Genomic DNA, 23,997 nt, shown 5'->3' with positions numbered 1-23,997 from the left:
GTGAACACGCTCTCCCCTTCCTCGTTCGGCGCCCCCAAAGTCTCCGTCTTCAGCGGCAAAGCCAGCTATGACGATGCCGATGCCCTGCGGCAGCAGATTGAGGATGCGATCAAAGCCCTGGAACTCTCTGCGGACTTCATCACTCCGGGCGACCGTGTGGTCATCAAGCCGAACTGGGTCAAGGAGCACAATGCCAGCAAGCCGGAGGATGAAGGGGGCTGGCTCACCATCATCACACATCCAGCCGTGGTGCGCGAAGTCGCCCGCTGGGCCGCGAGAAAGCTTCAGGGACATGGATCTGTGACGCTGTGTGATGCGCCGCAGAGTGACTCGTCTTTCGCCACGATTCGCCGCCTGCACCGGCTGGATGATCTCATCACTGATCTCACCAAGGAGTTTCCAGGCGTCGCATTTCTGCTGTTCGACATGCGGTGTGAAGAGTGGACCATTGATGATGGAGTCACCATCGCCAAACGAGAACTGCCGAGTGATCCCTCCGGGGCTGTGGACATTCATCTGGATGCGGACAGCGAATTTCTGGGGCATCCTGGCCTGGGCAAGCTGTATGGAGCGTCGTTTGATTTCGCCACGACGAACCGGCAGCACACGGACCCGCATCATGAGTACCGCATCTGCCGCACGCCGATGAATGCGGATGTGCTGATCAATGTGCCGAAGCTCAAGACGCACAAAAAAGTTGGGCTCACGGTGGCGCTGAAAAATCTGGTGGGCACCACGCCACGCACCAACTGGTTGCCGCGCCATACGGAGGGCACGCCTGCGGAGGGTGGTGATCAATTTGCCGAATCCACAGCGAAGCGGGCGCTGGAAGGGACGCTGATGCGCACCGCCAAAAAGATCCTCTTTGGGCGGTTTTTCCTCTCCAAGCTTTTCGTGCCGCTGAAGAAGCTGGGGCGTGTCATCTTCGGAGACACCAAGGAGGTCGTGCGCTCAGGCAACTGGCATGGCAACAACACCGCGTGGCGCATGATCCTGGATCTGCACAAGTGCTTCTTCTACTTCGACGGGCGCGGCGTGCGGCGTGACAAACCGCTGCGCTACCTGACGATTGTCGATGGCATCATCGGCGGTGATGGCGATGGTCCGATGTCATGCGATCCTGTGGCGAGTGGCGTCATTCTCGCCGGGACGCATCCGGTGGCTGTTGATTGTGTGAGCGCGCAACTGATGGGACTCAATTGGAAAAAGACCCGGCTGCTTAACGATGCTTTCGCCATTCAGCGACTGCCGATCACGGGATTTGCGCCCTCAGATATCACCGTGGCATCGAACAAGGCAGAGTGGAGCGGGCCATTTGAGGAGATGAAGCATTGTTTCGAGTTCCAATGCCACTTTGGCTGGGCCGGGCATCTGGAGAGTGATGAGAGGCTGGCGAAGATGGGGAAGTCAGCGGTCTGATCCCGAACGTTGCTTCCAGTAATCGGGATGCTGGCTGGCATGTGCTACAGCTGCGATGATGATTCGATCACCACGAATGAAATAGGCGACGTAATAAGGGAAGCCTCTCAAGTTCACGCGCCTGAAGCCTCCTTTCCGCTCATTCCAATGCAGCGGTGAACGGGCAATTGCAGCACAGGCGTTTTCCACCAGTTGACGAAAGCGAAAGCCAAGATCGGGATCGCAGGATTGGTAGTAGAGAGTGGCCTCTTCCACCTCGCGAAACGCTTCGGGGAGAAACTCGAAGCCGCCATTCATCGGCCAGGAGCTATAACGGCAAGGCGGGCAAAAACCTCCGAAGCAGGAACCGTCTGGGAAAACCCAGCATCAAAGCGATGAATGCGTTGTCCGATCTCTTCCTCCCAGGCAGCCTCCGTCCCCTCGTCAACGTTTGGCTCCACGCTGACAAGCAGCTGTCGCGCAAGGATCAGGCGCTCGTCGCGAGTGAGCACCAGCGCATCTCTGGCAACAGCATCAAGTGTGGCAGGCATGGCTGAATGTTAATCAAACCGGTCCGCTTTGTCGAATTCCAAATGTCTCACTCAAAGTGCATCTTACCAATGTCTGAGCGGCGTTGCAGGCCGTCAAAGGTGATCTTGGTGCTCTCGGCGTAGGCTTTCTCCCGGGCTTCGACACGGGTTGCACCCTGCGCCACGACGGCGAGCACACGGCCGCCGTTGGTTTCAAACTGGCCGGCGGTGTTCTTTTTCGTGCCGCAGTGATACACACGGGCACCACTCACAGATTCCAGTCCAGAGATGACATCGCCATTGCGCGATGAGGCTGGGTAACCGGCGCTGGCGCTGATGAGGCAGATACTCCAACCGGGCTGGAAGCGGATGAGGTCGGGCTGGAGGTTTCCTTTGGCGGCCTCGAAAGCATAAGTGGCGAAATCACCGCGCAGCATGGGGAGCACGGCTTCGGCTTCAGGGTCGCCGAAACGGCAGTTGTACTCGATGACCTGTGGGCCGTTGGGGGTTAGCATGAGGCCGAAGTAGAGGAAGCCGCGGTATTTGAGGCCGTCCTTCAAGATACCCTGAACGGTGGGCTGCACGATCTCGCGCTCGATGCGCTGCATGAGTGCGGGGTCTGCGAGTTCTAGAGAAGCGACTGCGCCCATGCCGCCGGTATTGGGCCCCTGGTCGTTGTCGCGGATGCGCTTGTAATCGCGTGCGGGCATGAGGATCTGGTATTTGTCATCGCACACAGAGGCAAAGATGGAGATTTCGGGGCCGGTGAGGCATTTTTCTACAAGCAGATCGCCCGCGCCGAAGCAGCGCTTTTCCATGACGTCATCGACGAAGGCTTCGGCCTCATCATTGGAGGTGCAGACGGCGACGCCTTTGCCAGCGGCAAGGCCGTCGAACTTCAGCACGATGGGCATTTCCGTCAGGGCGGCTTTGGCCTCCGCTGCGGTGGTGCAGATGGTGAAATCTGCGGTGGGGATGCCGTGGCGTTTGAGGAATTTTTTGGCGAAGGTCTTGGAGGCTTCGAGCTGGGCGATTTCTTTCCGGGGGCCCCAGCAGGGGATGCCGGCCTCGGCGCAGAGATTGGACAGACCGCTGTCTTTCACGAGCAGTGCTTCTTCACCCGCCATGCAGAGGTCGATGCTGTTCTGCTTCATCCAGGTGATCAGCTCTGGTAGCCCGGTCACATCCACACGCGTGGCCAAAGTGGCGATGGCATCGCTGCCCGGGTACGCGAAGAGTTCGTGCTTTTGCGGGGATTCGCTGAGTGCGGTGATGAGCGCGTGTTCACGACCGCCTTTGCCTGTAACGAGGATTTTCATGGGGGGTGTTTCTTAGCGCGGCCCGTGGTCTGCGCAAGCCTGCACGAAAGGCTGGTTCTAAGAACTTGGGGGGCCAGCCGTTGCAGCCAGCATGAAATGCTGCCTGCCCATCTGCGCCCTGTTGATTTCCTGCGTGCCTGAGAAAGGAGGCAAGCAGGCGGATTTGCCAGCAGGGATGCCCGACGCGATCCAGCAGGCGGCCGACCAACTGGATGCTGCGCTGATGCATGATTACATGCTGATGTTTGAGAAGCGGCTGAAGAATCCGCACTCAGTCGCCGCGCCGATGCTGCCACCGATGGCGGATGACACGGTCTTTCTGAGGCGGGCGTGTATAGACTTAGCTGGAAGGCTGCCGCGAGCCGAGGAGGTGCACGCATTCATTGCAGACAGATCCCCTGACAAACACGCGAAACTGACTGATGCGCTGACGCGTGAGCCTGGCGCGGCGGAGGTACGCTTTCGCATGCTGGCGGAGGCGTTTCGGGTGAAGGATTACGAATACAAAACAGTCGCGTGGCTGAGGCAGGCGGCGGCGGAAGACCGCCCATATGCAGAAATCGTGGCGTACATGATCGGGGGTGGGCATGTGTCCGAAATGAGGGAGAGCAACCCGCGGCGAACCAGTGTGGAGGCAGCGTATGCGGTGCTGGGTGAGGATTTGTACTGCGCCATGTGCCATGATCATCCCTTCAACGACCATACGCAGCGTGAGTTCTATGCCTTTGCTGCGTGCTTCACGGGCCAGAAGGAGATACGGCTGCCGCAGGACTACAAATACCCTAATGGCAAACCGGGAGAAGTGATTCAACCCAGCACACTGCGCCTAGGCTGGTGGAGGGACCTGCGAGATGATCAGGACAAACTGGTGCAGGTGGTCAAATGGATGACGGAGGAGGAACCGAGCGGGCGCTATGCGATGGTAGCGTCGCTGCGAGTGTGGAGCGGACTGTTTGGCATGCCGGGGCAGGAGGTGGACATGACGGTGGGCGGGGTGGATGATGCGCCGCCGTGGCATGGCTTTCATGGAGAGAGTACTCCTGATCATTATCACCGGAGTTGCTTTGATGGATCGCCACGCGGAGCGGCCACGTGGATGGGACTGCAGCTCAATTCGGCGAGCGATTTCACCCAATCGACCAAGCTGTTGACGGAAGAGTTTCTGAGGTGTGGCGGGCGACTGGCGGAATTTCAGCGCATCCTGGCGCGCACCGAGGCCTACAGGCGCTCCGGCATCGACTACAACTCGAACTGGAGAGAGTGCTACCTGGCACCGGCTCCGCAGATCCGCAGACTGCCTTCCGAAGTGATCTGGAAAACACTCACGGCTGAAGATGACAGCCAGCTACCGCAGGCGCCGGAACGCGAGCACCCTCTGCGCATGCTGGGCCGTGGCACGCGCGAATACACGGATGAAAGCCGGACGCCGCTCTCGCATGAGCTGGTGCGCTTTATGATGAATGACGAGCTCATCGTTCGAGCGACGGCGAAGGCGGGCGATGCCGAGAAAATGTTTCTGGAGCTGCTGGGGCGTAAACCCAATGAAAGCGAACGAACGGCCATCGTGAGCAGTGGATCTTCCGATGAGGATGTGGCCTGGGCACTGCTGAACAGCAACGAGTTCATGTTCCGCCCGTGAGTGGCTTGGCCGGCAAAAGGCATTCGAAGAAGCTCTAAGAAGATGACTTGTGAACCGTTGCTGCCAGCATGAAACGCCAGCTGCTCTTTTGCCTGCCGCTCTTGTTGGGCCCCTCATTGCTCGCCGACATTGTTCCTGAGACTGCGGCGGCTTACATCGATACCGCGCTGGAGCGTGAGTATGCGGCAATACAGACGCCGCGCGGCATGAGACCCTTGCCCGTAAATCTACCGCCCGAAGCAGATGATGCCACCTTTCTGCGTCGGGCCTGCATTGATCTGGCAGGAAGACTGCCCAGGCCCGAAGAGGTGAAAACCTTCCTCACGAGTGCATCACCAATCAAACGCGCCGTGCTTACAGATGCCTTGGTGAAGGAGCCTGCAGCTGCTGAAGCCCGCTTTCGCATGCTGGCGGAAACGTTTCGTGTGAAGGACGATGATGCCGTGATCACCTGGCTGAGACAGGCCGCGCTGGATGACCGTCCCTACGATCAAATCATCACCTACATGGTCGGTGAGGGCCACATGAGCCGGCGGGACAAAGGCAATGCGTTCCGTACCGCGGTGGAAACCGCCTATGCCGTGGTGGGGGAGGACATGCACTGCTCGCAGTGCCACGACAACGCTTACAACGACCATGTGCAGATGGAGGCCTATCAATTTGCGGCCTGCTTTACTGCCAATGAAGAAGGCGACAACATCCGGCTGCCTTCGACTTACTGGTACCGCGATGGAAAACCCGGAGAACAAGTGAAGCCGAAGCTCCTGCGCTTGTCTCGTGAGGTCCCTCCTTCTGTCAAATCAGGCAAAGATCAGCGCATGCTCGTTGCCCAGTGGCTGACCAAGGAAAGCAGCCGTCGCTTTGCCTTCGTGGAGGCCCTGCGCGTCTGGAGCAGCCTCTTTGGCATGCCCGGACAAAACGTGGACCACACCATCGGCGGCAGTGATCCGGCGCCAAGCTGGGAAGAGGTACATGAAAATTCAGACATTCCTGTGACTTTCCGCAAATGCTACGGCGCTCAGCATCCTAACAGGGTCCCGTGGGTCGGCCTGGAGCCATCCTCACTAAAGGCACAAAATGTGGAGGTCGTTCTTGCTGATGTTTTCCGTCACTGCGGTTACCGCATTGGCGTATTTCAGCGCATTCTGGCCCGCACCCGCGCCTACGGACGCATGGGTGTGGATCCTCATCGCAGCGGTTACATGGTGCCCGCGCCTCACGTCCGACGCCTGCCTGCTGAAGTCATCTGGGATGCCCTGTCCGCAGAAAAAAGCGCTCAACTGCCGCAGGTGCCACCGCTGGAGCATCCCCTGCGGATGCTGGGCCGTGGGACGCGAGAGTGGTCTGACGAAAGCATCACGCCGATCTCGCATGCGCTCGCCCGCTTCATGATGAACAGCACGGACGTGGAACTCGCGGTGGCACCCGGGCCTGCGAATCATCCCATGGACGACCTGTTCCTCTCGATCCTCGGGAGATTTCCCACTGGCCTCGAAAAAGCCACTGCCCAGAAGCACTGGAATGAAGCGCCGCTTACAGCGGACTCGGACATTACATGGGCGCTGCTGAACACGAAGGAGTTCATGTTCAGGCGGTGATCAATCGCGGGAGCCAGGGGTGATTTTCATTTCCACTTCCTTGCCTTCACGCTGGACGCTGATGGTGGTTTCCTTGCCAATCTTGAGATCTCCCATGACGTAGGTGTAGTCGTAGATATTCGTGATATCCTTGCCGCCGAGTTTGATGATGATGTCGCCGGCTTTGACGCCTGCTTTGGCAGCGGGACCGATGGGGGAGACGCCGCTGAGTTTGACGCCTTTGATGTCGCCCTGGGCGTAGTCGGGGATGGTGCCGAGGTAGGCGCGGAGGCCGGTGCGGGCTCCCTGATTTTTTGGGGCCTCCATGGCGACGTAGTCAGGTGCGGGATCGGTGGTGGCGATGCCGCGGGCGATGAGGCCCATGAGCTTGGCGATCTTGGCAGCGTTGACGTAGTCGATCTTGTCCGCCGTGTCGCTGGGCATGTGGTAGTCGGCATGGGAGCCAGTGAAGGCGTTCAGCGTGGGGATGCCACGCAGATAAAAGGCGGTGCTGTCGGTGGGGAGGTGGGCGTCATTCTGCGTGGTGATGGGAAGGCCGATGGGGGCGTTGCGTTTTTCGATTTCCTTCGCCCAAATGGAGCTGCTGCCAAGCCCCTGCATGACGAGCGTCTTCTGGAAGCGACCGATCATGTCCATGTTCAGGCAGGCGGCGAACATGCCGGTGAGTTTCGCGTTGGGATCGCCTTTGATCATCTTGGCATAGACCTCGACGAAGTGATTGCTGCCGAGGAGGCCGAGCTCCTCGCCACTCCAGGCGGCGAAAATGATGTCGCGTTTGAGGGTGAGCTTGCCCTGCTTTTTCAAGTCGGCGAGCCACTGGGCGATTTCGAGGACGGCAGAGGTGCCGGAAGCGTTGTCGTCGGCGCCGTGGTGGATCTTGTTCACTTCATCGCCCTTGGCGCGAGAGTTCGAGCCGCCGCTGCTGCCGAGGTGATCCACATGAGCGCAGACGATGAGCGGCACGACGTGAGGATCGGGCTTGTCGCCGTAGGGCAGCACGCCGAGGACGTTGCGGCCTTTTTTCTTTTCCTGCTGGATGACGATGTTCGCGCTGAGCGTGAGGCCTTTGCAGTCGATGCCGCCCATGAGATCGCCATTGTCGAGTTTGTCCTGGAGTTCCTTGAGGTTCTTGCCGGCGCTGGCGAGCAGTTTGTCGCCGACGGCATCGGTGATGCTGATGGCGGCGATGCCGCTGGTGGCGAGGGAGGCATCAAACGTGAGCGGTGAGAGCTGCTGCACGACTTTGGAATTGGGCCCGCTGACGACGATGAGACCGCGCGCGCCTTTCTGACGTGCGGTGAGCGCTTTGTAGCGGAGGCTGGCGTAGCGGCTGAGATCGTTGCGGCGTTCCTGCGTGATGCCTTCGGGCAGGTAGCGGAAGACGAGCACCCATTTATCCTTCACGTCCAGATGCGCGTAGCTGCTGTAAGTCTCGATCTTTTTGCCATCGTTGCCGGTGGCTTCGTCTGGGGTTTCGATGCCGTAACCGGCGAACACGATGCCTGCGGCTTTGACTTCGCCGTTTTGGGAGAAGGAGAGAGGTTTCCAGTCCACATCGACCTTCAAATCACTGCCACTGAGCTTCAACTCATTGCCTTCGCCGAGCGCGACGCCGGCGGTGAAGTCGAAGTTGTCGAAGTAGGTGTCGTCATCGCCCATGGGAGCGAGGCCGATTTTTTGGAAGACGTCAGCGACATACTGGGTGGCGAGTTTTTCACCTTCGGTGCCGGTGAGGCGGCCGCCAAGGGCATCGCTGGCGAGGTAGGTGACCTGCTGCTTCATGTCTTCGGGACGGATCTCAGCGGCGGTGGCGGCGAAGTCGGGTTCGGGAGTCTTGGTGATAACCGCCTGTGGATCGGTCTTGAGGCCAAGTGCGGTGAGCGCGTGATCGTGGTCCCAGTCGGCGAGGTAAATCTGGGAGGCGCCCCCTGCCCCGCGGCCGCTGGTCCAGGAGAGTTTTTTGCCATCTGGGGAGAAGACGGGGAGGCCATCGAAACCGTCGGTGGTGGTGACGCGCACGGGATCGTGCTTGCCTGCGGCATCGACGATGTAGAGTTCGAAGTTGGCGAAGCCGTTGAGGTTGGTGGTGAAGATGAGGTAATCGCCACTGGGATGGAAATAGGGGGCCCAGCTCATGGCACCGAGCTTGGTGATGGGCTTTTGGTCGCTGCCATCGGCGTTCATGGTCCAGACCTCGGCCACATCTCCCTTCGGGGTAAAGCGGCGCCAGCAGATGCGTTTGCCATCGGCGCTGAAGAACGGACCGCCATCGTAGCCGGGGACTTCGGTGAGGCGCTTCACGTTTGAGCCATCGGCATCGGCGGTGTAGATCTCCATGAAGTACTGTTTGTCGATCTTCAGACGCTCTTCGTCCTCTTTGCTGAGCTTCGTTTCATAGGCCTGGCGATTGCTGGCGAAGACGATCTTTTTGCCATCGGGCGAGTAGCCGCCCTCGGCATCGTATCCGCGGGTGTGGGTGAGGTTTTTGAGCGACTTGTCCACGAGAGAGTATTCCCAGATGTCGTAGTGCTCGTCGTAGTCCCAGGAGTAGCGGCGCACTTTGGTGTTCTTGCGCTCCTCATACTCAGCGGCTTGCAGCTTTTTCGAGTCGGGGTCGGTGTGGGTGGAGGCGAAGAGAACGCGTTTGCCGTCGGGATGGATCCAGGCGCAGGTGGTCTTGCCCATGCCGGGGGAGATGCGCTCCTGATCGCCCGTTTCGAGATCCATCAGGTAGATTTGATAAAACGGGTTCCCCTCTTCGCGCTCGGACTGGAAGATCATCTTTGTGCCATCGGCGGAGAAGTAGCCCTCCCCCGAGCGTTTGCCCTCAAAGGTGAGCTGGCGGGGGGCTGTAATGAAATCCGCCTCGGTCTGGGCAAAGACGGCAGTGGAAAGGAAAAGGAAGGCGAGCAGGCGCATGGTGATGTGAATACGACGACAACTGGTGAATCTAGACATCTGAACAACAGTCATGACATTCAAGCTTGAAAAAAAGACTTCTTTCAGGCCATGATGCAAAGATGACGACGCGAATCAGCGCTTTCACAACAAAGGTATTTTGGCTCGCGACGTTTTCACTGGCCTGGTCTCAAACTCCTCTTTCCGCAGAATTGCCTGAAGCTTTTCTGCAAACACGAGTGACCGCGACCTTGGATTTGGGCGAGAAATTTCAGAACGGATTAAGCCTGTTGTGGAGTCCTAGCGGACAGGCCGCCTGGGACAAAATGAGGGAGTTTCACGGGGTGAAAGCCATAAATCTTGAGCCGCCGACCCACATCGCAGATGTGCTCAACAACTTCAAATGGGATGCTGCACAGACGCTGCCGGACGGCACTGTCGTCTATGGCGGCGAGGACTCCGAAGCCCGACGCGTGGAAATTCGCGAGATGCTCAGGAAAAAAGCAGGGGCCAATGCGGCGGCGATGATCGGCCCCTACCTGCCGCCAGGGAAGGTGGATGAAAACACGGATCGTCTGGGTTCGGCCATTTTTGTGAGCTGCCTCACTCATTCGCCGCGTTTCCCGGTTGGTTTTGCTTTGAAAAGGAGCGTTTTTTATTTTTCAAATTGTCAAGGAACCCCTGTGCAAGGATTTGGCAGTGAAGGAGCGCATGCAGCCAATCTGGGCGATGCACTCGAAATCATCGCCGATGATCTTAAAGGGTCTGTCATTCTCAGACTGCCTTTTTACGAAGAAGCGAAATCCAAATCCAGTTTCCTCACACTGGCCAAAATTCCTCATATGACGTGCCTCGAAAACGGCATTCAACGAGTGCGCCAAGCCCTCAAATCACCCCTGCCAGCCGACCAAGCGATCAAGCAAAATGACAAGTGGTGGCGATACCATAATCAGCTCAGTGCAGTGGACAGGTTTTGGATGCCCAAACTCAAAACCACTCTGTCCTGCGATTATGGAGAGCTGATTGGCAAAACCTATTTGCGCCAACCCAATGGACCTGGCTTTACCTATTGGCAAATTCGTGAGGCCCAGCAGTTGCTGAGCTTCCGGCTGGATGAACAAGGCTCTATGACGCAGGCCGTTTTTAAAATTGTGCCGGATTTTCTTTCAGCAGCGGGCGGCCCAGAAAAACCCGTGGATGCACCAAAAGTCGAAACGCTGCCATTTCTGCCAAGGGTGTTTTCATTCGACGGCCCCTTCCTTGCCGCCTTATGGATGAAGGGTGCCGAGTGGCCCTACCTTGCCTGCTGGGTGGACAGCGAAGAGGTGCTGCTCAAAAAGTGAGCTGATTTGACTGCTATAAGAACCGACTTCAGAACCGGATTCCGGCTGAAGCCGGGACTGCAGAACAGTCTTGGGCCGGTCGACACCTTAAACTTTGCGCATGCATCCGGCTCGAATCCGCGTTTGATCCGCCCCGACCTTTTTTCCGACCATGCGCTTACTCCCCCTGCTCGCCCTCTTCCCCCTGCTGGTTTCCGCCGCCGAACCGGTGTCTCTGTTTGATGGCAAGACGCTGAAAGGCTGGGACGGTGAAACGACGAAAGTCTGGCGGGTGCAGGACGGGGTGATCGTGGGCGGGTCTCTGGAGGGGAATCCGCAAAACGAATTCCTGACGGCGAAGAAGGTGTACCGAAATTTCATCCTGCGACTGGAATACAAGCTGGAGGGCACCGAGGGCTTTGTGAACGGCGGGGTGCAGTTCCGCAGCGTGCGCATTCCGCAGCCGCCGAATGAGATGAGCGGCTATCAGGCGGACATCGGCGCAGGTTACTCGGGCTGCCTGTATGATGAATCGCGGCGGAAGAAGATGCTGCTGCAGCCGGCAAAGGAACTGATCGAAAAAGCCGAGAAGCCGGGCGAGTGGAACACCTATGAGATTCGGGCCGAGGAGCAGCGCATTCAGTTGTTTGTGAACAAGGTGCGCACGGTTGATTACAACGAGCGCGAACCGGGCATTGATCTCAAGGGACTTATCGCTCTGCAAATCCATGGCAAGTGCAAGGCGCAGATCTCCTACCGCAACATCACGATTGAGGCCCTGCCGGACGCGATGGTGCCTGAGGAGAAGGATGTGCTGAATCGCTTTGGCAATCCGGGGGCAGCGGTGGCAAAACATGAGGCGTTCAAGGATGGCAAGTTTGTGCTGGAGCAGGACGAGGTCATCGTGATGGCGGGCCAGGAGAATCTGGTGCGCGAGCAGAAGGTGGGCGAATTTGAAGCGGTGTTCGGCACGGCGTATGCGGCCAAGCAGCCGCGTTTTCGCTCGATGGCCTGGGAGGGCGACACCGTGTATGAGCAATGGCGGGATTTGAATTTCGGCGACTGGAAGGCGCAGCTGGATGCGGCGGGTGCGGGCATTGTGATCGCGCAATTTGGCCAGACGGAGTCGTTTGATGGGGTGAAGCGGCTGGCGGAGTTCAAGTCGGCCTATCATCGTCTGCTGGACCAGTTTTCCGCTCAGACCAAGCGTTTGGTGCTGGTGTCGCCAATGCCGTTTGAAAAGCCCACGGCATCCCATGCGCCAGACCTGACGCAGCGGAATGAGGATGTGAAGGCTTATGCCGAGGCGGTGCGCGAAGTGGCAAAGCAGCGCGGGGCGATCTTTGTCGATCTGTTCACGCCATTGTCGATTCCGGCGGCGAAGGCACGCATCACCGACGATGGTCTGCATCTGAATGCACTGGGACTGCGCGTGGTGGCACGGGAAATCGCGCAGCAGCTCGGGGCCTCATCGAGCGAGGCAGATGACCTCACCGCGCTGAAGGCGGCGATTGTGGAAAAGAACCGCCTGTGGTTCGACTGCTGGCGTCCGGCGAACTGGTCGTTCGTCTATGGCGACCGGGTGACGCAGATGTTTGGCAAGCCTGCGCAGGATGCGCCGTCGCTACGCGAGAGCTTTGAAGAACGCAAACCGCTGGTCGCCAAACTGGACGCGCGAATTCATGCGCTGGCCAAGGGTGAGAAGGTGCAGGATGAGCCGAAGCCGGAAGTCAAAGTGGTGACGGAGACGGTGCTGACGCCGGAGCAGCAGATGGCGGCATTCACGGTGGCTGAAGGCTATGAGATGAATCTTTTCGCTTCTGAGGTGGAAGGCGTGGCGAAGCCGACGCAGTTCTCCTGGGATGAAAGCGGACGCCTGTATGTGGCCTGCTCTCCGACTTATCCGCAGACCCGACCGGGCATCAAGCCGTCTGATTTCATCCTCGTGCTGGAAGACACGGATGGCGATGGCAAGGCGGACAAGTCCACGCGCTTTGCGGAAGGTTTGACGATGGTACAGGGCGTTGAGGTGGGAGCGGGCGGCGTTTATGTCTGTGACTTCGACCAGATCGTACATCTCAAGGACACGAACGGCGACGGCAAGGCGGATGAGAAGACGGTGCTGTTTGCAGGCTTTGGCATTGGCGACACTCATCAACTGGCTAATTCGATCTGCCATGGTCCGGATGGCGCGCTGTGGTTCACACAGGGGCTGCATGCGTTTTCACGGGTGGAAACGGCCTGGGGGCTGGCACGGCTGGAAAAAGCGGGCGTGTGGAAACTGAATGAGCGCACGCAGAAGATGGCGGCCTACTTCAACGGGGGCAAAGCGGGGCACAACTGCTGGGGAGTGGCGTTTGACGACTACAATCAGGTCTTCCACAAAAGCGGCGACCGTCCGGTGGGCTACTACAGCGTGCCTGGACTGGTGGCGCTGGCCGATCCCGATGAATACCACCCCACTGGGGCTTTGTTCGACTCGAATCCCAAGACGAACAGCCTGGAGTTCATCGGCACGAAAGCGCTGCCGGATGACATTCAGGGTTGCGCGCTGATCGGCGGTTACTTTGGTAATGTGGTGGAACTGCACCGCCTGGAAGATGATGGCTCCGGCTTCAAGAGCACGCAGCTGCCGAAGCTGGTGAAATCGAGCGACACCTCGTTTCGGCCGGTGGATGTGAGCATCGGGCCGGATGGCGCGATGTATCTGTGCGACTGGTTCAATCCGGTGATCGGCCACTATCAGGCGAGCTATGCGGACCCGCGCCGTGACCGCTCGCATGGGCGCATCTGGCGCATCACGGCCAAGGGCCGTGCACCCGTGAAACAGCCGAAGCTGGCAGAGATGAAGCCGGCGGAACTGCTGGAGCAACTGAAGTCACCGGAGCGCTGGACGCGCTACCAAGCGAAGCGCCTGCTGTTTGATGCGCCGACGGCGGAGGTGCTGAAGGCAGCGGATGCGTTCATCGCGAAGAATGACGACGAACATTTGCTGATGGAAGTCTGCGGTGTGTATGAATCGCATGAGGCGCCGAACGCGGACCTGGTGAAGCGTTTGCTCAAGGCGAAGGATGCCCGCGTGCGTGCGTATGGGGCAAGAGCGACGGAATCGCTGGAACTTCTGGCCCAGGCCGTGCGTGACGAGAATCCGCGTGTGCGTCTGGAAGCCGTGGTGGCCTGCGCGCATGTGACCAAACCCGAAGCCGTGGAGGTGGCGGTGCAGGCGCTCGACAAGCCGACGGACAGGTTCATTGACTACGCGCTCAAGCAGGTGGTGAAGAGCCTGAAGCCGCAGTATGTGCCGGTGATGGCGAAGCTCACTTTTGGCGGCAATGCCAAACAGGCCGAGTATGTGAAGAAGATCGCCAGCGCAGCCGCCGTGGTGGATCATCCGGGCAAGGCGGTGTATGATGCGCTGTGCCTGAACTGCCACCAGCCTGAGGGCAAGGGCTTGCCGGGCATCTATCCTTCCATCGCCGGCAGTGATTGGGCGGCTGGAGATCCCGCGCGCCTGATCAAAATGCTGACTCATGGCCTCAGCGGCCCGATTCGTGTGAATGGCCAGGAATTCAAGCAGCTCGCCCCCCTGCCAATGCCTCCCATGGGGCTGAACGACCAGCAGGTCGCCGATGTGCTGAGCTATGTGAGGGCCAATTTCAGCAATAAAGCGCCCGCCGTGACGCCCGAGCAGGTGAAAACTGTGCGTGCCGCCACGGCGGACCGCACTGCCTTGTGGACAGAAAGCGACCTGGCGAAGTAAAAGGATTCACGGCTAGCATTGAACTTGCTGCGATTTAAGGCATCGAATGAGCGTGCCTTCTGACGCCCCCAAAAAGACCCGCCGCTGGTGGCGATGGTTCAAACGACTGATGCTGGCCGGCCTGGTGCTGCTGGTGCTGGCCGTTATTTTCCATGAACCGCTGCTGCGCTGGGTGATTGGATATGGCGGCCATCGCGGAGCACGGATGGCGGGGATCGATCTCAAATGGCAGGTGGAAGGCTCCGTCCTGCGAGATTTAAAGCTCAGCCACATCGAAGCCAGCGGGTCGCTGGTGGAGCATGCGACGATCGGGCAGGTCGAGGTGAACTATGATGCCTGGACTTTCATCCGAACCCGGAACCTGGACATCATCAGGAGCGTGGTGCTGAAGGATGCGGATGTGGCGCTGGACCTGCGCAAGCTGACGCAGGACACCAAGGTGGAGGTGAAAGTGAAAAAGCCGTCGTCGGGCAAGCCGCCGCCGCTGGTGTGGCCAAAGGCCATCGACATCGAAAATGTGAATGCCGAGGTGACGCTGGCAGACGGAAGGAAGGTCACGGTGCGGGGTTTGACCCTGCGGGTGGGCGAAGGCATGCCGGGGATTTTCGAACTAGCCGAGTTCAAGATGGAGCCCGGGAACCTGCGTGTCGCGAATGTGAAGGCGCAGGTGCAATGGGGGCAGCATACGATGACTGTTTCGGGACTCGATCTGCCATATGGCGGGAAGCTGAAGTCGTTCGCGGTGGATTTGAGCGAGTGGGACAAGGATGCCGCCAGCGTGAAACTCGATGTGGGCATGGGCAAAGCAGCCGTTGTTGTGGAGGCCCTGGCACGCGGCATGTTTGGAGGCACGCTGCAAACCAAGGCTGATGTGCGTGTGCGGGATCTGGCATCGAGCGAATTGAAGGCCTTGAAGCTGCCGGAGGGAGTCGAGTTCGGGCCGGTGAGTGTGGATTTGCATGCGGAAGGCGATCCGCTCAAGCCGATGACACTGGCAGCGGATGGCAAGATCCGCATTCCGGATGTGCGGGCGGCGGGCGCCATGCTGGATTCGATCACGACCACGCTGGAGATTAAAAATGGCGTGGCGCGCGTGAAGGAACTGAAGGTGCTGCGCGGGGTGAACGAAGTGGTGGCGGAGCTGGAGGCGAAGCTGGCGGAAGATGTGATGAAGTCACCTTGGACGGCCAAGGTGAACGCGAAGATTGCCGATGTGACTCAGTTGCTGGCAAAGCCGCCCGCGGCGAGGGGGGGGGTGGAACTGACCGCCAATGCCAAAGGAATCGGCGCCACGCCGACTCAGGTCGCTGCGCAGGTGAATGGCACGGACCTGGGTTTTGAAACTTATAAGCTGCCCAAGCTCGCGGTGCAGGTGAGCCTGGATGGAAAGGAGGCGAAAGTGAGCGTGCTTGCACTGATGCTGGGCGCAGGAAATCGCTTGGATCTGAATGCGACGATGATGATGGAGGATGCCATGCCCGTGAATGCGCAGTGGCAGATCCAAATCGATGATCCGGCGGCCTTGATGCAAGCGGTAGGGCTGCCACCGCAGCCGCAACTAGTGACGGCGAAAATCGCCACTGCGGGCAAAGCGGCCTTCAAAGTGAATGATGTGATGAACGCGACCGCCGATGTCGATCTGAGCGTGACGGAAGGCCGCTACGGCGGGGCTCCGCTGCCAGTGATCACGGTGAAAGTGAATGTGGCCAATGGCACCGCCACACTTCAGCCCTGCAGCATCGTGGTGGATGAGCAGAACCGCATCGATCTGAAGGGCCAAGCGAAGCTAAAGGCGCCATGGGGATTTGATCTGAATGGAGACATCGCACTGCCAGTGCTCGCGAGTTTGAACCCGCTGCTGGCTGCGGTGAAAGCGCCCGCCATTGAGTCGGGAAGTCTTGCGCTGAAGCTGACCCTCAATGGTGACGCGAGCCCATGGCGCGGTGAAGGACGTGTGGAGATGCAGGTGGTGAAGGCGAAGGTGGCAGGCATGCCGGAAGCGGCGGATATGAACTTGAAGACTACCTTTGCCGGCACCACGGCGCAGATCGAGACGATGCAGGCGGTGCTGGGACCGTGGAAGCTGGTCACCAAGGGCGTGGTGACAGACAAGGAAGCGCGAATGACCGAGTTGAGCTTCTGGCAAAAGGAGCGGCAGCTGATGAGCGGGCATGCATATGCGCCTTTTGATGTGATGCAGACTGGCGTGACAAATGGCGTGCCAATGGACGTGGTGCTGAATGCACATGAGCTGCCAATACATGAAATCGCGGCTGCGGCGGGTGTGAAGAGTGTGCCGCCGGGATTGTTGAGCGTGGATGTGAAGATTGGCGGGCGGCTGGACACGACGGATGCCATGGTGAAAATCGGTGTGAAGGAACTGAAAGCGCCCGGACTGCCGAAATCGTTTCAACCCGCCACGGTCGATGTGCTGACGACGCTGAAGGCGAATGAACTGCTACTCGATGTGAAGGTGGTGCAGGCGCCTCTGCAACCTCTGACGCTGAAGGCGACGGTGCCGGTGGTGCTGACGAAACTGATGAAGCAACCGGAGCTGGCGAAGGATCTTCCATTAAAGGCCACCTTGGATCTGCCGGAGAGCGATTTGAGTTTTGTGCGCGAGTTTGCCCCAGATGTGGTGAGATCCGTGCCGGCGAAATTGAAACTGGATGCGAGCGTGGGCGGCACGGTGAAGGCACCGCTGATCGATTCGGCGCTTGATATGAACGCGCCGGAGATCGACTTCGTGAGCGCTGACATGCCAAGCGTGCGCGATCTGCGAGTCAAGGTGCGCAGCCATGATCGCAAGGTGACGTTGGAGGACATCTCGGTGATGCTGGCCGGTGGCAAGGTGCGGCTGGGAGGAACGCTGGATGCCGCCAACACACAGGACCCGCGATTTGATCTGAAGGTGGAGGCCCGTGAGGCCCTGGTGATGCGGAATCCCACTTCGAGCGTGCGAGCGAACGCAGACATAGCCTGCGTGGGAACTTTGAAGGCGGCACGCGTGAGCGGAACGGTGGAGGCGGTGCGTGGCCGCATCTTCCAAGAGGTGAATCTGCTGCCCAATGTGACGGGCATGATTCAGCAGGGTGAAAAACTTCCACCACCGCCGCCTTCGACCTCGAAGGTCGATCAAAAGCTGGCCCTGCCGCCAATGCTGAAGGACTGGACGTTTGATCTGAAGGTGAAGACGCGTGACCCGGTGGTGATCGCGGGCAATCTGATGAACGGAGCCATCTCAGCGGACATCGCTGTGGGCGGCACGGGTGCGGCACCACGAGTGACCGGCTTTGCGAATGTGGACCGCATGGTTTTGAAACTGCCGTTCAGCCTTCTGAAAATCACCAAAGGCGTGGTGACGATGAATCCGGACAACCCCTTCACGCCAAAGCTCGATGTGCGAGGGGAGTCGCGCGTGGGGAGCAATGACATCACGCTGTATGTCTATGGTGATGCGTCGAATCCGAAGACACGATTTACCAGCACGCCGCCGCTGTCCGAAGCGGACATTGTCACGCTGCTGGGCACGGGCATGACGCTGGGCGGCGACAATGCGCAGATGGCGAGTGAAGCAATGACGCGCGCGGCGTTTCTGGTGATCGCCGAGACTTACCGCAAAATTTTCCACAAGAAAAAGACGGTGAGCCCCGACCCGCCGAGGCTGCACACGACCTTCAATCCCTCAGGAGCAGACCGTGCGAATGACAGCATGCAGGCGATGTATGAGATCACCCCCAAAGTCAGGTTCATCGGCCGCTTTTCACAATCAGGGCGCATGAAGGCGCTGCTGGGGTATGTGCTCCGATTTGGCAAGGCGGCGAGAGCCATGGATGAGGACCCACAGTAAAATGACGAATAACGAAAACAGAATGACGAATGTCCGCCTGATGGTTTTTCTGGCGCTGTTTTGCGTACTGGGAAACGCATGGGGATATGAAGTGCATTTTGGCCAGACGACGGTTCACGTTGATGGCGTGGAAGCGGCCCAGTGGGATGACCTGCGCAGCATGCTGATGGACCAGTTGACGCTGAATGGCAGCGGCCCACCCGGTGAACCGCTGGCGGATGATCTGGCGTTTTTTGTGCGGCAGCATTTCATCCGAGAAGGATGGCCGGAGGCTGAAACGGCATGGAAAATGGAACCAGGCGGGATTCACCTGACCGTCAAGCCAGGCAAGGCTGTACGAGTAGGAACGGTGACTCTGAAAGGGGAAATGCCGCTGCCCGAGGAAGAGCTGAAGAAGTATCTGATGAAGCCCACGCTGGAGCGTGAGGACGTGGATAAAAAACTGCCGCAATGGGTGGAGGCGGACATGCAGCAGGGTGCGGGGCTGGTGCAGCGGCGTCTGCGCGCCGAAGGCTATTTGAATGCAGAGACGCTGCTGCTACCCGCGCCAACTGCCGGCCCGGACATGCGGCGTGATCTGACGCTGGAGATCAAAACGGGCCCCAAGTTTACCTTTGGCCAGGTTTCAATCACGGGGTCGCCGCCGGAGCTTGAAAAACTGACGCAGGCGGAGATGACGGAGGCAAGCGGGACGCCCTTCAATGAAGCCCGGGTGCAGCAGATCCAGAAACGGCTGGATTCGATCTGTGCAGAACACGGATGGCTGCACTCAACGACCACGGCAGACTACACACTGGGGAAATCCGGCGGCACGGTGGATGTGGTGTTTCGAGTGCAGGCCGGTGAGCGGGTGCGCATCACCCGGATCACGACGCATGAAGCCTTCAGCCGCGGGGCCAAACGCGTGCTGCTGGCGAAATTCAAACCACTGACGGGCCAGATTTACGAAGCTGAAGAGGCCGACTTCCTTTTCAAGCGGGCTCTGGACACGGGGATGTTTGCACTGCTGGACACCAAGGTGCTGCCTGAAAATGGCAACATGGCTGAGGGCAATCTGCGAATCACGGGCGAGGAGACCAAGCCTGTCACCATCGGCTTTGAGCCGGGCTATGACACTTTCCTTGGACCGCAGTTTGGTGTGACTTATAAAAACACGAACTGGCGTGACACGGGCAACACGCTGGCGGCAGAACTGAGCTACAGCATGGCGGGGCCGGTGGGCTTTGTGAGTCTGACCAACCCGGCGGTGTTTGATTCGCAGTATTCCATGACAACACGCCTGGCGCTGGAGCAGTTCAATCGTTTCGAATATGACCGAGTGGGCACATCCCTGAGCCTGGATGTGGCGAGGCGGGTGAATCAGGCGCTGAGCTATTCGTTATTCATCGGCACGACAGCCAACACGGTCAGTTCCAAAATACTGACGCTGCCGCAGACGGGACCCACGAACTACTCACTGATGAACGTGGGTGGCAATGCGATGTATGACCGACGGGACAGCCCGGTGCTGCCCAAGAAAGGCTGGTATATTTCCGGGCGAATCGAGAGCTCCACCGATGCCCTGGGATCAGGTGTGAGCTTTGTGCGATCAGATCTGCAAGGCGCCTGGTACATCCCGATCACCAAGAAGTTCCGCTTTGCCACCGGGGCGCAGCTGGCAACGATCCAGGGAGCGACGGCGGACAAAATTCCCATCGACAGCCGTGTGTTCAACGGTGGTCCATTCAGCGTGCGCTCCTTTGGCATGCGCAAACTGGGGCCTGTGACGCCGGGAGGCACACCGCTGGGAGGAACCTCGGCGCTGTTTGCCAGCGCTGAATTTTCGTATGAGGTCATGACCAATTTGGAGTTCGCGATCTTTGGTGACATCGGCAGCCTGGGCCAGGGAAACAACTCGTCTCCTCTGTCGTATTCCTCAGACTTCCGTGAGGCCATCGGCGCGGGTTTGCGCTACAAGCTGCCGTTTGGGCCCATCCGCATTGACTACGGGCACAATCCCAACCGCCGCACGGGAGAGCAGAGCGGCTTCCTGCATGTGACGGTGGGGTTTGCCTTCTGAGTCAGGTGGCGTCAGGCTTCTTGCTGAACCCACCCACAACGGTGTGATAGCAGCCCCAGAGCACCAGCACGCCGCCGAGCGCCTGCGCGACGGTGAAGGGTTCGGCAAACAGGGTGATGCTGGAAAGCGAGATGACCACAGGCACGGTCATCTGAAAGGCGCCGCCTGCAGCAACCGAGAGGAAACGGAAGCCCTCCGTCATGGCCAGCTGACCAATGCTGGCGCACAGCGCCGCCGCTGTGAGCAGCACCACGTCCATGGTATTGAGCGAGGTGAAATGAGCAGCTGCCAGGGGCAAAGAAAGCAGCAGCGCATAAATGCACTGAGAGGAGAAGATGGTGGCGCTGGTCTCTGTGCGCGTGAGCTGACGGATCACGACGACGACGGCTGCAGCAAGCACCGCTCCGACAAGGGCGATCATTTCGTGATGCCCAAAGCGTGCCATCGTGCCGGGTGCCAGTCCGGTGAGCAGGCTCAGGCCGGTCAGCGCCAGCAGGATGCCAAAGAGCTTCACGAGCCCGAGACGCTCATGCAGAACGAAAGCGGCCATGATGGCGGCAAAGATGGTCCAGGTATTGCCAATGAGAGTTGCCTTGCCGGCTCCCAACGGCCCAATGGTGGTGTAGTAGGCTGCGGTGCCCAGCGCTCCAAGCACACCGCGTGAAGCGAGCAACCAGCTCTGGAAGGAGCGGCGGAGCTTCAGCGTGCCTGCAGGAGCAAAGAGAATGATCGTCAACAGCAACCCGACGGCCGCACGAAAGGTCAGCGACATCCAGGGATCGATGTTGCGATGCGAGGAAAGATCCTTCAGCAGGAGGGCATTGCCGGAAAAACAGATGAGCGAGAGCAGCATCGCCTGCGCGCCGCGCCTGGGATGATGCTGGAGTTGGGTATCAGGAGGGCTCATGGAGGTGCCGGTCTGAGGGCTACCTTCTGGCATCATATCTGATTGTTTTGTCTCGTGATGATGAGCGCTTTTCGCGCAGGGTCCTCAAACCGTGGTGTCAGGCATGCCAAAGGGCGCGCACCGTTTTTACAACGGCACGAATCGCAATTCGGCTGGCAGGTTTGAGGTTCATCAGACGTGAGGATCATGGATGTGAAATACGGAAGTGCAAACCTGATCTTCTTGCGCCCGGTCCGGAAATAAAAACGGGCGCGGCGACACCACTCGCCACGCCCGCTGTAATGACTCAACACCCACTTTTGTGCTGACTCAAAATGTCCTAGAAGATCACTGACAAGGCGACACGGCCATTGATGCCGGGCTGGGTGTACCGGTCGAGACTCGGATTTGAGGAGTCGACACCGCGCACATTTTGATACAGCCAGTACTTCTGGTTGGTCAGGTTGTAGAGACCGGCGGTAAGGGTGACGTTTTTGGAGAGCTGCCAGCGGGCCACGAGGTCGAGGGTAAGAGCGCTGGGAGTTTTGAACTGATTGATCCCCCCGGGGGTGGAGTTGGTGGCCCCCTTGTGCGCATAGTAGGTCGAAATCAGCTCCATCTGCCATGTCTCACGACGATAGCGCAGACCGGTGACGAGCTTGAAGGGATCCACGCTGGCGAGGGGCTGCTTGTTCTGGCCATCCCAGCCCTGGCTGTACGCGGCATTGGTGAAGGCACCGAAATTGCCCAGAGACTCATGAATGAATCCGAACGTCGTATCTCCTTTGAATTCGAGACCATAAATCTCTGCTGAGGTGAGATTGGTGCTTTGGTAGATGATCGGATTGCCTGGAGCGCCGGTGCCGCCGACCTGCATGAAGGTGTTGATGAAGTTCTCGTAGTGATTGTAATAACCTGCGAAGTTCCATGAGGACTCTTTTCCTTTGCGGCGCACACCGATTTCGAAGCTGTTGCTGGTTTCTTTTTTCAGGTCCGGATTCGGAATGGTCTGGTAACCGAATGCTGTGTTCGTGATGGTGGCGTTCAGTTCCTCGCTGCTCGGATTGCGGAAGCCGTTCGAATACTGGAAGTAGGCGCTGTGCTCCTCGTCGATCCTGAAGAGATAGGCCAGCTTTGGCGCGATGGCGAACTGGTTGAAATCCTGCGGTGCTCTACCGGCACTGGCGCTCAGGTAGAGCGGATCTGAATGCGTGGCCACGTTGTAATACTCGGCGCGCACGCCGGGGGTGAGGCGGTGACGCAGATCCCTGCCCCAGGCAATCTCATCCTGGATGTAAACACCCACACGGGAAGTGCGCGTATCAGGCATGTCCTTCAGTGGGTACGTGTCTGGACTGATGACCTTTGTGACCGTATTCGTGGTGAAGTTGTACTCCGTGGCATCACGCACGCGGCGGGAAAAGGAAGTGACCATTTCAGTGCCGTAGGCCAGCGTGTGGTTCAAAGCGCCCGTTGTGAAGGCTTTGCTGAAGTTGAAGTTCGCCCCGATGTGATCCTGACGGTACATGTAATCACGAATGCGCAGGCGATCCTGCGGGGTTGGGGTGATGCGGTCACGGTCCTCAACCTGGTGCTCCGGCGTTTCGGAAACCTGATAGTACATGTTCCAGGTCAGCTTGTCGAAGATCAGGCCAAGGCCTGCGGCGTCATACTTGTGCTCCAAACTGAAGCGCATGCGGCGCAGATCATCGTTCAGCAGCAGGGAGTTCACGTTGTAATTAAACCCGGGGGCTGCCACCACCACACGTCGCGCACTAAGGAGGTCGTTGTCACTGGAGCGCTCGAGGTACTCACCTGTCAGCTCGAAACGATGACGGTCCGAGGGGTGCCACACCATTTTGCCGAGCCAGTTGTTGACGTTGTAGGTGCTGGTGTCTGGATGGACCGCGCCGCGGTTGTCGATCTCGTGGCCATCGCGCCGGGTGTAATGGAGCAGGAACTCCACATTGCCCGCGCGTTGTGCCATGCTGATCGTGTGGCCCCAGCTGTCATCCGTGCTGTCATAGCGCGTAGTCAGGCGTGCCACGGAGTTTCTGCCGCTGGGCGAAAGCATCAGGAGGTCTTCTGGATCAATGGTGGTGAAGGAAACCACACCCGCTAGAGCATCACTGCCATAGAGGGAAGAGGCAGCGTTTTTGAGGATTTCGACCTGCTTGAGAGCATCCACGTCAACGAAGTCACGGCCGATATTGTAGGCACCGCCAAAGGTGAACTGATCCGCCTGACGGATGCCATCCATTGTCATGAGGACACGGTTGCCATCCAGACCACGAATGTTGATGCTGGAGTTTCCGGCCCGAGAGTTTGCCGCCGGGCCTGTACCACCCACGCCAAATGGAACGCTGACACCGGGTTCGTAACGCGCATAATCGCGCATGCTGGTGGCCAGAGTGAACACGTTGGCATCCTTGTCCAACACCGTGACAGATGCAGGAATGTCAGCGGCTGACTGTGCATGACGGGAGGCGACGATGACAACTTCCGCAAGCACCGCGCCAGCTGCGGAGTTCTGCGTTTTGATTTCTTTTGTCGCCAGTTCTTCAATATCCTGTTCGGACTTGGGCTGTTCCTGGGCCACGAGCGAGAGACCGCAGACGAGCATGAACAAAGAGAGTTTGTGTATTAACGCGGGAGGTGATTTCATGGGCCGCCGCTCTAGCTCAGCGGAGGCATGTGGCGCTTTCGTTGGAATGACCAAGAATGACGCTCATTTGCAG

At 58.9% G+C, this 23,997-nt stretch carries 13 protein-coding genes; 7 read left to right on the top strand and 6 right to left on the bottom strand.

Features of this window, described 5'->3' with window-relative positions:
* On the top strand, positions 1–1,419 hold the full coding sequence (locus AC24GY_RS03125) for a DUF362 domain-containing protein (RefSeq protein WP_422320063.1): 1,419 nt from the start codon (positions 1–3) through the stop codon (positions 1,417–1,419).
* On the opposite strand, the gene AC24GY_RS03120 is transcribed toward AC24GY_RS03125, so the two are convergent.
* Genes AC24GY_RS03120 through purD form a run of 3 tightly spaced genes read right to left on the bottom strand, consistent with a single transcriptional unit; the run spans position 1,408 to position 3,247 of the window.
* Positions 1,408–1,716 carry a type II toxin-antitoxin system RelE/ParE family toxin gene (locus AC24GY_RS03120; RefSeq protein ID WP_422320062.1) on the bottom strand — a complete coding sequence of 103 codons (309 nt, stop codon included), beginning with the start codon at positions 1,714–1,716 and terminating at the stop codon, positions 1,408–1,410. The genes AC24GY_RS03125 and AC24GY_RS03120 overlap by 12 nt on opposite strands.
* A complete protein-coding gene (locus AC24GY_RS03115) occupies positions 1,713–1,949 on the bottom strand; it encodes an addiction module protein (protein ID WP_487680211.1) in 237 nt (78 codons plus the stop codon). Before AC24GY_RS03115 ends, AC24GY_RS03120 begins: the two co-directional genes overlap by 4 nt.
* Before the next feature lie 47 nt (positions 1,950–1,996).
* The gene (gene purD, locus AC24GY_RS03110; protein ID WP_422320061.1) at positions 1,997–3,247 is read right to left on the bottom strand and encodes a phosphoribosylamine--glycine ligase; all 1,251 of its coding nucleotides are present in this window, start codon (positions 3,245–3,247) and stop codon (positions 1,997–1,999) included.
* 91 nt (positions 3,248–3,338) lie between these two features.
* On the opposite strand from purD, the gene AC24GY_RS03105 reads away from it, so the two are divergent.
* Positions 3,339–4,886 carry a DUF1549 domain-containing protein gene (locus AC24GY_RS03105; RefSeq protein WP_487680208.1) on the top strand — a complete coding sequence of 516 codons (1,548 nt, stop codon included), beginning with the start codon at positions 3,339–3,341 and terminating at the stop codon, positions 4,884–4,886.
* A gap of 68 nt (positions 4,887–4,954) precedes the next feature.
* Entirely contained in the window at positions 4,955–6,484 is a 1,530-nt protein-coding gene (locus tag AC24GY_RS03100) for a DUF1549 domain-containing protein (RefSeq protein ID WP_487680206.1), read from the top strand.
* On the opposite strand, the gene AC24GY_RS03095 is transcribed toward AC24GY_RS03100, so the two are convergent.
* A complete protein-coding gene (locus AC24GY_RS03095) occupies positions 6,485–9,442 on the bottom strand; it encodes a M28 family peptidase (RefSeq protein ID WP_487680205.1) in 2,958 nt (985 codons plus the stop codon).
* 26 nt (positions 9,443–9,468) lie between these two features.
* Between AC24GY_RS03095 and AC24GY_RS03090 the strand changes: the two genes are divergently transcribed.
* The 4 genes from AC24GY_RS03090 to AC24GY_RS03075 all read left to right on the top strand — a co-directional run bounded on the left by AC24GY_RS03090 (position 9,469) and on the right by AC24GY_RS03075 (position 20,373).
* On the top strand, positions 9,469–10,725 hold the full coding sequence (locus AC24GY_RS03090) for a hypothetical protein (protein ID WP_487680204.1): 1,257 nt from the start codon (positions 9,469–9,471) through the stop codon (positions 10,723–10,725).
* Positions 10,726–10,876: 151 nt separating this feature from the next.
* Entirely contained in the window at positions 10,877–14,464 is a 3,588-nt protein-coding gene (locus AC24GY_RS03085; RefSeq protein WP_487680203.1) for a PVC-type heme-binding CxxCH protein, read from the top strand.
* 46 nt (positions 14,465–14,510) lie between these two features.
* Positions 14,511–18,314 carry a translocation/assembly module TamB domain-containing protein gene (locus tag AC24GY_RS03080; RefSeq protein WP_487680201.1) on the top strand — a complete coding sequence of 1,268 codons (3,804 nt, stop codon included), beginning with the start codon at positions 14,511–14,513 and terminating at the stop codon, positions 18,312–18,314.
* 1 nt (position 18,315) lies between these two features.
* On the top strand, positions 18,316–20,373 hold the full coding sequence (locus AC24GY_RS03075) for a BamA/OMP85 family outer membrane protein (RefSeq protein ID WP_487680199.1): 2,058 nt from the start codon (positions 18,316–18,318) through the stop codon (positions 20,371–20,373).
* Between the two features lies 1 nt (position 20,374).
* Here AC24GY_RS03075 and AC24GY_RS03070 read toward each other — a convergent pair whose 3' ends face one another.
* Positions 20,375–21,280 carry a DMT family transporter gene (locus tag AC24GY_RS03070; RefSeq protein WP_487680197.1) on the bottom strand — a complete coding sequence of 302 codons (906 nt, stop codon included), beginning with the start codon at positions 21,278–21,280 and terminating at the stop codon, positions 20,375–20,377.
* A gap of 319 nt (positions 21,281–21,599) precedes the next feature.
* Complete coding sequence (locus tag AC24GY_RS03065) at positions 21,600–23,924, bottom strand: TonB-dependent hemoglobin/transferrin/lactoferrin family receptor (RefSeq protein ID WP_487680195.1); 2,325 nt, start codon at positions 23,922–23,924, stop codon at positions 21,600–21,602.
* Positions 23,925–23,997: the final 73 nt, after the last annotated feature.

The organism is Prosthecobacter sp. Pr1, assembly GCF_057652315.1.
Note: the sequence above shows the minus strand (reverse complement) of the source record. Positions and strands in the feature narration are given on the sequence as shown.